This window comes from Pseudomonas sp. PDM04 (genome assembly GCF_014851765.1).
Lineage (GTDB): Bacteria > Pseudomonadota > Gammaproteobacteria > Pseudomonadales > Pseudomonadaceae > Aquipseudomonas.
Window position 1 is genome coordinate 574,502 of the sequence record NZ_JACVAI010000001.1, and the last position, 12,419, is coordinate 586,920.

Consider the following 12,419-nt stretch of genomic DNA (forward strand, 5'->3'; position numbering starts at 1 on the left):
ACAGCACTTATTCCGGCCAAAGACGCGGACAGATAGGCCGTCATTCCAAACCCCATGCGGGAGCGAGCCTGCTCGCTCCCGCATGGGGTCAGGATTTGAAACAGGCGCCGCTGAGTTTGTCGAGCACCCGGTCGGCGCGGGACTCGGCCTTGGCCATGGTGGTCTTCCAAACGGCCACGCAAGGTTGCAGATCGTCTTCTTCCTCGGCCCGGGCCAACCATTGCCAGGCATCGTGCCAATCCCCCAGGGCTGCCTGGGCTGATTTCAGCCTGGGCAGCGCCGGCTCCGGCAAGCGATCGAGTTCCGGATAGGCCTCGATGCCATAGCGTACGCGCTTGATCAGCAGCCGCAAGCGGTGCCGATCATGGGCGGGATCGTGCAATGCCTGATCGAGTTTCTTCCACTGTTTGGCCAGCCGCTTCTCGATGCGTTTGCGCAGGCCCTTGAGCAAGCCATGGTACTGAGCCGCCCGCAAGAAACGTGGAAAGGCGTCGAGCACCATCAGCAATTGCGCCAGCTCGGCACTGGTCGCCACGGCCGGGTAGGCCACCTCCATCTGCGCCATGCGCCGCTGCGCGGCTTCGGGCTGGTTGTGCTGGAGCAGATACGCTGCCAGCACTTCGCGGTCGCGCAGCGGCGTGGTCAGGTCACCGACCCGCGACGCCGCCGCTTCCAGTTGTTCGACCCCGGGCAAGCCGCGCAATGGCCGCAGCAGGCTGCGCAAGCGGCGAACGCTAGTGCGCAGGTCGTGCAACGCTTCCGGGTCGGTGCGGGCCTGCAGACGTGCCTGGCAGGCCAACAAGCGGACTTCTAGACCCAGCACATGGGCCACCAACCGATCAACCAAAGCGGACATCGTTTTTTCCCCGAATCGAATGCGGATGCCTACATCATGCCTCAACGGCCAGCGCGGGACTCACGAATGTAGAAACGGGCCTTTTCCGCCTTGCTGGTGCAGCCCTCATAAGCTTCGAACTGCTGTTGCGTCTTGGCGCCGGTCAGCAGCGACAGCGCTTTGGAGTAGCTGACCGTACCGGCGAAACCTTCGGCCTTGGCCAGGTCCAGTTCATGCCAGGCCGCATCGATCTGGCTGCCGCAACTTTCGCGATAGGCCGTTTTACCGGCGCAACCGGCAAGGGCCAGGGCAATCAAAGGCACACAGATCCAGGCTTTCATCACTCACACCTCAACATTAGGTAAACAGTCGTGCAGGTAAGACGGTGCGGCGCGTGAAAAGTGCCTTGGCCCCGTCGTGGAAACTCTAGCGTTGGCAAGAATACCCATCTGCCACCCTGACCTGTCGAAAAAACGACGCGTTCAGCCCGTGGAACGACTTCAGCGATTGAAGCGGGTCCCTCGATGGGTGCATTGTTGAACCTTGTCAGACGAGGTCGATTCATGAAAAAGCGCGTCGCACTGGTACTGGGCTCGGGGGGAGCGCGAGGCTATGCCCACATCGGAGTCATCGAGGAGATCGAGCGACGCGGCTACGACATCGCCTGTGTCGCCGGTTGCTCAATGGGGGCGGTGGTCGGCGGGATTTACTGCGCCGGCAAACTGGACGAGTACCGCAACTGGATCGAGAGCCTGGACTACCTGGATGTGTTGCGCCTGGTGGACGTCAGTTTTCGCCTCGGCGCGATACGCGGGGAGAAAGTGTTCGGCCAGATCCGCAAGATCGTCGGCGATATCAATATCGAAGACCTGCGCATCCCCTACACGGCGGTGGCCACCGACCTGACCAACCAGCAGGAAATCTGGTTCCAGGAAGGTTGCCTGCACCAGGCGATGCGCGCCTCCGCCGCGATTCCGAGCCTGTTCACCCCGGTCATGCAGGGCAACCGCATGCTGGTGGATGGCGGCATTCTCAACCCCTTGCCGATCGTGCCGGTGGTGTCGAGCCATTGCGACCTGATCATTGCGGTCAACCTCAACTCCACCAACCAGCGTCACTATCGACTGCCGGTGATCCAGCGCCCGGCGGCGTTCAGGTCGCGCTTCGACAGCCTGATCAGCTCGATGGGCTCCAAGCTGCCTTTCCGCCGCAAACAGGCGGAAAAATTGCTGCAGCTGGAAAAGGAAGCCCTGATCGCGGAGGCCGCCGAGATCAACCCGTGGATCGAATCCGCCGAACCCGAAGCCCAGCAGCCATCCGCCGCCCCCGAACGCGACGGCGCACCGAAGTCGGCCACGGGATCGTTCATCATCGACAACGTCGGGCCGGCGTCCCTGCTGGACTTGATCAACCAGAGTTTCGAGGTGATGCAGACGTCGTTGGCGCAGTACAAGATCGCCGGTTATCCGCCGGATATCCTGATCAACGTGCCGAAGCGGGTGTGCCGTTTTTTCGAGTTCTACAAGGCGCCGGAGTTGATCGCGCTGGGGCGCGAGATTGCGCGCGATACGCTGGATCGGTATGAGAGTGAGCGCGAGTCCTGATCCTGTGTGAGTAATCCAGCCCCATCGCGAGCAGGCTCGCTCCCACACAGGCTCCTCGCGGGCAACCCTGTGGGAGCGAGCCTGCTCGCGATGGAGCCATTACCCGTCACTCGCGACTCGCGCCTGCGTCACTCAACAACCGATACCCCACCCCCGCCTCGGTCACGATAAACCGTGGACGGGTCGGGTCGTCGACCAGCTTCTGCCGCAAATGCCCGACCACGATCCGCAGGTAATGGCTGTCTTCGGTGTGGGTCGGCCCCCAGATGTCCTTGAGCAACTGTTGCTGGGTGATCACCCGTCCCGGGTGCCGGGCCAGTTGCGCCAGCACCGCGTATTCCTTGCGGGTCAGCGCTACTTCCACGCCGTCGAGCAACACCCGGCGATAGGCCAGGTCCACGGTCAGCGGGCCGAAGCTCAGCGCCGCCTGCTGGGTCTCGCCTGTCGGTGCCTGACGCAACAACGCCCGCACCCGGGCAAGAAACTCCTGGATACCGAACGGCTTGGTCACGTAGTCATTCGCGCCGCCGTCGAGCGCTTCGACTTTCTGCCCCTCGCTGGCGCGTACCGACAGCACCAGCACCGGCACGGTCGACCATTCACGAAACTCGCGCAGCACCTGCTGGCCGTCCATGTCCGGCAGACCGAGGTCGAGCACCAGCAAATCAGGCTTGCTCAGCGCAGCTTGCGCCAGGCCTTCAGTCCCCGTACCGGCCTCCAGCACTTTGTAGCCTTGGGAAGTCAGGCTGATGCGCAGGAATTTGCGGATCTGCGGTTCGTCGTCGATGACCAGGATGGTCGTGGTCTGGCTCATGGTCTGCGGTCGCGGGATGGAGAATGGCAAAGGGTATCAGGCTTCACGCTCATTGCTCAGCTCTCGCTTTCTTCGGCAGGTTGTTCCTGCAAAGGCAAGTGCAGTGTGATGCAGGTGCCACGCCCGTCGATGCCGTCGCCGACACTGATGCGTCCGCCATGGGCGCCGACCATGCCCTGACAGATCGCCAGCCCAAGCCCGGTGCCCTGCCCGCCCCGATCACCACGTGCGGCGGTGTAGAACATGTCGAAAATCTTCGCCCGTTCCGCCTCGGGGATCCCCGGCCCTTCATCACTGACCGCAAAAAACAGCTCGTCGCGATCCACGCCGGCGCGTAATTGCAGCCGTCCATGAAGGGGGGAAAAGCGCGCGGCGTTTTCCAGCACATTGACCAGTGCCTGCTCGATCAGTGCCGCATGGACGAACAGCAGGGGCAATTGCGCCGGGACTTCGGTGCTGACCTGCAACGGCGCCAGCACCGCACGCAGGCGATTGAGCGAACTGCCGACAATGTCGGCCGGCGCCACCCAATCGCGCGCCAGCTTCAATGCGCCATGACCGAGGCGGGTCATGTCCAGCAGGTTCTGGATGTAGCGATCCAGGCGTTCAGCCTCATCGCGCGTGCCTTCGAGCAGCTCACGGCGGTCTTCCAGCGGGATCGCTTCCCCCAGCGCCAACAGGCTGTCGATACTGCCGCGCATGGCGGTCAGCGGCGTGCGCAGGTCGTGGGACACCGAGGCCAGCAAGGCGCTGCGCAGTTGTTCGGTTTCACCGTGCAGACGTGCCGCCTCAAGGTCCTCAGCCAATTGTGCACGGGCCAAAGCCTGGGCCAGGGGTTGGCTCAGCGCGGTCAGCAGGCGCCGACGCTGACCGCTCAAGACCTGGCCCTCTCTGGCGCAGACACCGAGCAGCGCCAGCGGCCCGTCGTCCACGGACAGCGGCCACCACCACCAACGCCCGAACGGCAGGGTGCCGGTGCCGGCGCCCGCCGGTTGGTCGTGTTGCCAGGCCCAGTCGGCGGCGGCACGCTCGGCCTCGGTGAATTCCAGCGGCCCACCGGTCTCGACTTTCCAACCGGCCTGACCGTCACGATTGAGCAGGCATACCTGCAAATCGCTCCAGCCGTCGAGGTGTTGCGCCGCGGCGCTGACCACCGCCTGGCGGTCAGTGGCGGCGGTGAGTTTGCGCGACAGGTCGAGCAGTTCGCTGGTCTCTTCCTGGGTGTCGCGTAACGCCTGCAACTGCCGGCGTTGACGTGCCGCGAGGTTGCCCGTGAGTGCCGCCATCAGCAGGAAAAACAGCAAGGTCAGCACGTCTTCTTCGCGCTGGATGCTGAAGGAAAAATTCGGCGGTATGAACAGGAAATCGTAGGTCAGAAACGACAGTGCCGCGCAGACCAGCGCCGGGCCGAGGCTGCTGCGCACCGCCACCAGCAACACGGCCGCGAGGAACACCAGCGAAATGTTCGGCAACGGCAGGACACTCGCCACGGCCCAGGCCAGGGCACTGGCCAACAGCGTTGCGACCACCGCCAGCGCATAGTCGAACCACACCAGCGAGCGGGTCGAGCGCTGGCGGGGTTGATGCTGGGGGTGATCGCTGTCCAGGACGTTGATTTCCAGTCCGCGTGCATCGCGCAACAAGCGTGACGCCAGCCCCCCGCCGAACACTCGCCGCCGCCAGCGCTGCCGCGACTGCCCGACCAGCACCAGGCTGGCGCGGCGTTCGGCGGCGTGTTGAATCAGGGTTTTCGCCACTTCACCGGCGCGCAACAACACCACTTCGCCGCCCAGGCGCTCAGCCAGTTGCTGGGCACTTTGCAGGCGCAGGCGCGATTGCTCGTCGCGCACACTGCCGTTATCCACATGCACCAGGCTCCACGGCAGATGCCGACGCTGGGCAACGCGACTGGCATGGCGCACCAGGCGCTCGGCCTGGTCATCGCCATCGACGCCCACCAGCAAGCGACCGCGCACCGCAGGGGCCGCCTGGCCAAGCTGTCGATAGCCCTGGGCCAGATCGTTATCGACCTGGGCCGCTGCCGTCTGCATCGCGAGTTCACGTAGCGCGGTGAGGTTGGTCTGGGTGAAGAAAGCATCAATGGCCGCCCGCGCCTGCTCCGGCACGTAGACCTTGCCGTCGCGCAGACGCTCGAGCAGTTCGCGCGGCGGCAGGTCGATCAGCAGCAGTTCATCGGCTTCCTGCAGCACCCAGTCCGGCAGGGTTTCGCGGACCTGCACACCGGTGATGCCGCGCACCTGATCGTTGAGGCTTTCCAGGTGCTGGACGTTGACCGTGGTGAACACGTCGATGCCGGCGGCGAGCAGCTCCTGGATGTCCTGCCAGCGTTTGGCGTGGCGACTGCCGGGCGCGTTGCTATGGGCCAGCTCGTCCACCAGCACCAGTTTCGGTCGGGCGGCGAGCAGCCCGTCGAGGTCCATTTCCTCGAGCATCACGCCACGGTATTCGGAGCGCACCAGTGGCTGTTGCGGCAAGCCACCGAGCAGCGCTTCGGTTTCCGCACGGCCGTGGGTCTCGACGACGCCGGCGATGACTTTCACACCCTGGCGCAACTGGGTATGCGCCGCTTGCAGCATGGCGTAGGTCTTGCCGACGCCGGGCGCGGCCCCCAGGAACACCTTGAGCCGACCACGGCCGTCACGGGGAAGGTCTGCTAACAGGGCGTCGGCGCGGCCGGAGTTGCTCATGCTTGGGAATCTCTTTTTTCAGAGGTTGAGGTGCTGTTTGTGAGGCCGTCTTCGCGGGCAAGCCCGCGAAGGATTGCGCCACCGATCTACAACTTTTCCAGCGCGATGTTCAATGCCAACACATTCACTACCGGTGGCCCCACCAGCGGCTGCTCGATATGCGCTTCCAACAGCTGCTGCAGGGTCGACACCGGCACATTCCGCGCCGCCGCGACACGCGCCAGTTGATAGGCAATCGCCGCCGGTGGCAAGTGTGGATCGAGGCCACTGCCCGAAGTGGTCAGCATCGCCAGTGGCACCGGCCCCTGCCCCGGCACCTGCAGTTTGTTGGCATCGTCGAATACCCGGGTGGCCAGCGCCGGGTTGCTGGGGGACAGGTTGCTCGCGCTGCTCGACACGGTGGCAAACGCACCGGCGGACGGCCGCGGATGGAACCAGGCATCACCGACAAAATCCTGAGCAATCAGCGATGAGCCACGCACCTTGCCATCGGCGTCGCGCACCAGGCTGCCGTTGGCCTGATCGGGGAACGCGACCTGCGCGACGCCGGTGACCACCAGGGGGTAGGCAACACCGGTCATCAGGGTCATCAGCACCAGCAGGCTCAAGGCCGGACGTATCATTGTGGACATTTCAAAATCCTCGAATCGCAGGAAAACACAGCACGTTGTGGGAGCGAGCCTGCCCGACGGATTGACATCCTGAAGAGAGGTCGATTCATGGACCGCTTTCGCGAGCAGGCCGCTCCCACATGGGTAAGGTCGGTCGTTAAACCAGGTGCAAGGCCGTGAGCAGCATGTCGATCGCCTTGATGCCCACGAACGGCACCAGGATCCCGCCCAGGCCATAGATCAGCAGATTGCGTCGCAACAGCGCCGCCGCGCTCGCCGCCTGCACGCGCACTCCGCGCAAGGCCAGTGGAATCAGCACCACGATGATCAGGGCGTTGAACACGATGGCCGACAGAATCGCGCTCTGCGGGCTGCTCAAATGCATGATGTTGAGCACGCCCAGTTGCGGATAGATCGAGGCGAACAAGGCCGGCAGGATCGCGAAGTACTTGGCCACGTCGTTGGCGATGGAGAACGTCGTCAGCGCACCTCGGGTCACCAGCAACTCCTTGCCGATCTGCACCACGTCCAGCAGCTTGGTCGGGTCGCTGTCGAGGTCGACCATGTTCGCCGCCTCGCGTGCCGCTTGCGTACCGTCGTTCATGGCCATGCCGACATCCGCCTGCGCCAGGGCCGGGGCGTCGTTGGCACCGTCGCCGCACATGGCGACCAGCCGACCGTCATTCTGCTCATGGCGAATGCGCGCCAGTTTTTTCTCCGGTGTGGCTTCGGCCAGCACGTCATCGACACCCGCTTCAGCGGCGATTGCCGCTGCGGTCAACGGGTTGTCGCCGGTGACCATGACCGTACGGATCCCCAGCTTGCGCAGCTCGGCGAAACGTTCACGAATGCCGGGCTTGACCACGTCCTTGAGGTGGATCGCCCCCAGCAGTTTGCCGTCTGCGCACACCAGCAACGGCGTGCCGCCGCTCTGGGCAATCTTGTCGATTTCACGGGACAGGGCTGGCGCAAGGTCAGCGCGTTTCTGGCCGACGAACGCCAGCAACGAATCCACGGCCCCCTTGCGATAAACGCGACCCTGATAGTCGACCCCGGACAGGCGGGTTTCGGCGCTGAATGGAACGGCTGTCAGCATGTCGCTGGCCGGCTCGGCCTGCGGGTGCAGCCCACGCAGGTATTCGACGATGGATTTGCCTTCTGCCGTTTCATCGGCCAGCGACGCGAACAGCGCACCTTCGGCCAGCTCCCGGGGGGTCACGCCAGGCGCCGCATAAATCGCGGAGCAACGACGGTTACCGAAGGTGATGGTGCCGGTCTTGTCCAGCAGCAGGACATGCACGTCCCCTGCTGCTTCCACGGCGCGGCCGGATTTGGCGATCACGTTCAGGCGCACCAGACGGTCCATCCCGGCAATCCCGATGGCGGACAGCAGGCCACCAATGGTAGTCGGAATCAGCGTGACCAATAACGCCACCAGGAACACCAGCGGCAAGCTGCCGTTGGCGAAGTGGGCGAACGGTTGCAGGGTCACGACCACCAGCAGGAAGATCAGGGTCAAGCCGATCAGCAGGATATCGAGTGCCACCTCATTCGGGGTCTTCTGGCGCTTGGCACCTTCGACCAACGCGATCATGCGGTCCAGGGTCGACTCGCCAGGGTTGGCGGTGATGCGCACCAGCAGCCAGTCGGAGACCAGCCGGGTGTTGCCGGTCACCGCGGAGCGGTCGCCGCCGGATTCGCGGATCACGGGCGCGGACTCACCGGTAATCGCCGCCTCGTTGACCGCCGCGATCCCTTCGATGACCTCGCCGTCACCGGGGATCATTTCCCCGGCCTCGACACGCACCACGTCACCCTTGCGCAAACGGGCGGCGGGGATCACTTCAAAGGCGCCATTGGCGGTCTTGCGACGGGCGCTCAAGCCTTCGCTACCAGCCTTGAGGCTGTCGGCGCGGGCCTTGCCGCGCCCCTCTGCCAAGGCTTCGGCGAAGTTGGCGAAGAGCACGGTGAACCACAGCCACAGCGCGATCTGTGCAGCGACGAAGGTCGGCACCACGCTGTCGGGAATGAAGCACAGCACAGTGGTCAGTACGGCGGTCAACTCAACCACCAGCATCACCGGTGCGCGCTGCAATTGCCGTGGGTCGAGCTTGACGAAGGCTTGCACCAGCGCCGGACGCCACAAAGCGGAGATCGCGGTTTTCGGTTGTTCCGGGGCTTTGACGGCGACCGGTTTGGTTGCGGGCATATTCATCGATAACTCCTTAGAAGCCCATGCTCAGATGTTCAGCGATGGGACCCAGCGCCAGCGTCGGCAGGAAAGTCAGGCCGCCCACCAGCAAGATGGTCACGGTCAACAAGGTCACGAACAGCGCGCCGTGGGTCGGGAAGCTGTTCTGGCCGATCGGCGCGGTTTTCTTCATCGCCAGGCTACCGGCGAGTGCCAGTACCGGCAGGATGTAACCGAAGCGACCGATCAACATGCCCAGGCCCAGCATCAGGTTGTGGAACGCGGTGTTGGCGCCAAAGCCACCGAACGCCGACCCGTTGTTGGCACTGGCCGAGGTGTAGGCGTAAAGCAGCTGGCTGAAACCGTGCGCCCCCGGATTGCTCACCGATGCCACAGGCCCTGGCAGGCTCGCGGCTATCGCGCCCAGTACCAGCACGCCCACCGGCATCACCAGCAGGGTCACGACCAGCAATTGCACTTCCCTGGCCTGCAGCTTCTTGCCGAGGTATTCCGGGGTGCGGCCGATCATCAGGCCGGCGAGAAACACCGCGATCAACACGTTGAGCAACATGCCGTAGAGCCCGGCGCCGACACCGCCGAAGATCACTTCGCCGACCATCATGTTGACCAGCGCGACCATGCCGCTCAGCGGGTTGAGACTGTCATGCATGGCGTTGACCGAACCGTTGGAGGCCGCCGTCGTCGTCACCGACCACAGCACGGTGGCGGTGGTGCCGAAGCGCGCTTCCTTGCCTTCCAGCGGTGCGGTCTGTTCGACGGCAACGTTGTTCAGGGCCGGGTTCGGCTGGTATTCGGCCCACAGCGCCGTCGCGCCGCCGATCAGGAACAGCGCGAGCATGCAGGCAATGATTGCGCGGCTCTGGCGCAGGTCCTTGACGTAGTGGCCGAAGGTGAACACCAGGGCCACCGGGATCAGGATGATCGACGCCACCTCGAACAGGTTGCTCCACGCCGTCGGGTTCTCGAACGGATGCGCCGAGTTGACCCCGAAGAAGCCGCCGCCATTGGTCCCCAATTGCTTGATCGCAATCTGGCTGGCCGCCGGGCCGAGCGGGATGACCTGGTCGACACCCTGCATCGTCACGGCATTGACGTACTGGGCGAAGGTTTGTGGCACGCCCTGCCAGACCAGGTACAAGGCCAGCAACAGGCACAGCGGCAGCAGGCCGTAGAGCGTGGCGCGGGTCATGTCGACCCAGAAATTGCCCAGGGTCTGGGCCGATTTGCGCCCGATCCCGCGACACAAGGCAACCAGCACCGCCAGACCAGTGGCGGCACTGACGAAGTTCTGCACGGTAAGCCCGGCCATCTGACTGAGGTAGCTCAGCGAGGCTTCGCCGCTGTAGGCCTGCCAGTTGGTGTTGGTCATGAAGCTGATGGCGGTGTTGAACGCCAGCGTCCACTCCTGTCCCGGCAGGTTCTGCGGGTTGAGCGGCAAGTGATCCTGGAACAACAGGATCGCGAACAACAACAAGAAGCCCGCCAGGTTGAAGGCGAGCAAGGCCAGCGTGTACTTCTGCCAACTCTGTTCAGCCTGCGGATCGACACCGGCCACCCGATAGCAGCCCCGTTCGACCGGACCGAGGAGCGGCGTCAGCCAGGTGCGCTGGCCCTCCATGACCTTGTAATAGAAGCGTCCGAGAAAAGGTGCTGGGATCAGCACCACGGCGAAGAAGGCCAGGATCAGCCAATAATCATAACTGTGCATAGCCGCTCCTAGTTCCGGTCCGCGCGCAACAGCGCAACCAACAGATAAATGAACAGCCCCACTGCCAGCAGCAGTGACACTCCGTCCAGAACGCTCATGGAAGTTCTCCGTGTAACGGCGTATTGCCGCGTGTGGAGTCATTGTCGGAAGGAAGGCTGTAAAGGAACGAGATCGAGGGGGATGGCGGGGCATAAAGAAAGTGTAAAGAGTGGGTTTATGCCTTTGTTACAGGGGGGGGTTGGCGGTCCTCTTCGCCAGCAGGCTCGCTCCCACTGTGAAATGCGTACCTCTGTGGGAGCGAGCCTGCTCGCGAAGGCGGCATGACGGGCAACAACGCCCTCAACTGATGCACAAAACGCTGACATCGAGCAGCGAACATCCCCGATACGACATTGTTTCAAGACTTTACGACATGCTTCTGAACAATGGCACGCCCACTGCACACGCCCTCTCCCGAGCTTTCCAACCGTCCAGGGAGAAACGCATGAACACACAACTCAAACCCACGCTGGGCACGCTGCACCTGTGGGGCATCGCGGTCGGGCTGGTAATTTCCGGCGAGTATTTCGGCTGGAGTTACGGCTGGGGCGTGGCGGGCACACTCGGGTTTCTGGTGACGTCCCTGATGGTCGCCACGATGTACACCTGCTTCATCTTCAGTTTCACCGAACTGACCACCGCCATTCCCCACGCCGGCGGCCCGTTTGCCTACAGCCGCCGGGCCTTCGGCGAGAAGGGCGGGTTGATCGCCGGGCTGGCGACGCTGATCGAATTCGTCTTCGCCCCGCCGGCCATCGCCCTGGCCATCGGCGCCTACCTGAACGTGCAGTTTCCGGCGCTCGACCCGAAACACGCAGCGGTCGGCGCCTACATCGTGTTCATGGGCCTGAACATTCTCGGGGTCAAACTCGCCGCCACCTTCGAACTGGTGGTCTGCGTCCTCGCCGTAGCCGAACTGCTGGTGTTCATGGGCGTGGTCGCTCCGGCCTTCAGTTTCAGCAACTTCGCCCTCAATGGCTGGGCGGGCTCCGATGTGTTCGGCGCGCCGGCGATTGCCGGGATGTTTGCGGCGATTCCGTTCGCGATCTGGTTCTTCCTCGCCATCGAAGGCGCCGCCATGGCCGCCGAAGAAGCCAAGGACCCCAAACGCACGATTCCCAAGGCTTACATCAGCGGTATCCTGACCTTGGTGCTGCTCGCCATGGGAGTGATGTTCTTTGCCGGCGGCGTTGGCGACTGGCGCACCCTGTCGAACATCAACGACCCGCTGCCGCAAGCGATGAAAACCGTGGTCGGCGATAACTCCGGCTGGCTGCACATGCTGGTGTGGATTGGCCTGTTCGGCCTGGTGGCCAGTTTCCACGGGATCATCCTCGGCTACTCGCGCCAGTTCTTCGCCCTCGCCCGCGCCGGTTACCTGCCCGCGTCCCTGGCCAAGCTGTCGCGGTTCCAGACGCCGCATCGGGCAATCATCGCCGGTGGCGTGGTGGGTATCGCCGCCATCTACAGCGACGGCCTGATCAACCTGGGCGGCATGACGCTGACCGCAGCGATGATCACCATGGCCGTGTTCGGCGCCATCGTGATGTACATCATGAGCATGCTCAGCCTGTTCAAGCTGCGCAAAACCGAACCCAACCTGGAGCGCACCTTCCGCGCGCCCTGCTACCCCCTGCTGCCGTTCATTGCCCTGTTGCTGGCGGTGGTGTGCCTGGTGGCGATGGCCTGGTTCAATGCGCTGATCGGCCTGATTTTCCTGGGTTTCATGGCCGTGGGTTTCCTGTACTTCATGCTGACCGGGCAATTGCGGGCGGATGCGCCGGCGGATGCGATGTTGACCGGGTTGTAGGCCCGCAACAGGACGATGCGGATGAACACGGAAACTCCGGTTTCAGGTTCATCCGCCATTGTTCCACGCCGACTGCGA

10 protein-coding genes are annotated in these 12,419 nt (G+C 63.7%); 2 read left to right on the forward strand and 8 right to left on the reverse strand.

What is annotated here, in order from left to right:
- Positions 1–88: 88 nt before the first annotated feature.
- Positions 89–856, reverse strand: coding sequence for a CHAD domain-containing protein (locus tag IB249_RS02640; protein WP_192301958.1), 768 nt, complete (start codon positions 854–856; stop codon positions 89–91).
- Positions 857–897: 41 nt separating this feature from the next.
- Positions 898–1,176, reverse strand: coding sequence for a hypothetical protein (locus IB249_RS02645; protein ID WP_027925691.1), 279 nt, complete (start codon positions 1,174–1,176; stop codon positions 898–900).
- 222 nt (positions 1,177–1,398) lie between these two features.
- On the opposite strand from IB249_RS02645, the gene IB249_RS02650 reads away from it, so the two are divergent.
- Entirely contained in the window at positions 1,399–2,439 is a 1,041-nt protein-coding gene (locus IB249_RS02650; RefSeq protein ID WP_192301959.1) for a patatin-like phospholipase family protein, read from the forward strand.
- Positions 2,440–2,545: 106 nt separating this feature from the next.
- On the opposite strand, the gene IB249_RS02655 is transcribed toward IB249_RS02650, so the two are convergent.
- The 6 genes from IB249_RS02655 to kdpF all read right to left on the reverse strand — a co-directional run bounded on the left by IB249_RS02655 (position 2,546) and on the right by kdpF (position 10,590).
- A complete protein-coding gene (locus tag IB249_RS02655; RefSeq protein WP_192301960.1) occupies positions 2,546–3,253 on the reverse strand; it encodes a response regulator in 708 nt (235 codons plus the stop codon).
- 56 nt (positions 3,254–3,309) lie between these two features.
- On the reverse strand, positions 3,310–5,961 hold the full coding sequence (locus IB249_RS02660; RefSeq protein ID WP_192301961.1) for a sensor histidine kinase: 2,652 nt from the start codon (positions 5,959–5,961) through the stop codon (positions 3,310–3,312).
- An 86-nt stretch (positions 5,962–6,047) separates the two neighbouring features.
- A complete protein-coding gene (gene kdpC / locus IB249_RS02665) occupies positions 6,048–6,593 on the reverse strand; it encodes a potassium-transporting ATPase subunit KdpC (RefSeq protein WP_192301962.1) in 546 nt (181 codons plus the stop codon).
- A 136-nt stretch (positions 6,594–6,729) separates the two neighbouring features.
- The gene (gene kdpB / locus IB249_RS02670; protein WP_192301963.1) at positions 6,730–8,787 is read right to left on the reverse strand and encodes a potassium-transporting ATPase subunit KdpB; all 2,058 of its coding nucleotides are present in this window, start codon (positions 8,785–8,787) and stop codon (positions 6,730–6,732) included.
- Positions 8,788–8,797: 10 nt separating this feature from the next.
- Entirely contained in the window at positions 8,798–10,492 is a 1,695-nt protein-coding gene (kdpA, locus tag IB249_RS02675) for a potassium-transporting ATPase subunit KdpA (RefSeq protein WP_192301964.1), read from the reverse strand.
- Between the two features lie 8 nt (positions 10,493–10,500).
- Positions 10,501–10,590 carry a K(+)-transporting ATPase subunit F gene (kdpF, locus tag IB249_RS02680; protein WP_007899818.1) on the reverse strand — a complete coding sequence of 30 codons (90 nt, stop codon included), beginning with the start codon at positions 10,588–10,590 and terminating at the stop codon, positions 10,501–10,503.
- Positions 10,591–10,976: 386 nt separating this feature from the next.
- Here kdpF and eat point away from each other — a divergent pair, with 386 nt between their 5' ends.
- Positions 10,977–12,341 (forward strand): ethanolamine permease, encoded by a 1,365-nt coding sequence (eat, locus tag IB249_RS02685; RefSeq protein WP_192301965.1) that lies wholly within the window; start codon positions 10,977–10,979, stop codon positions 12,339–12,341.
- The last annotated feature ends 78 nt before the right edge of the window (positions 12,342–12,419 follow it).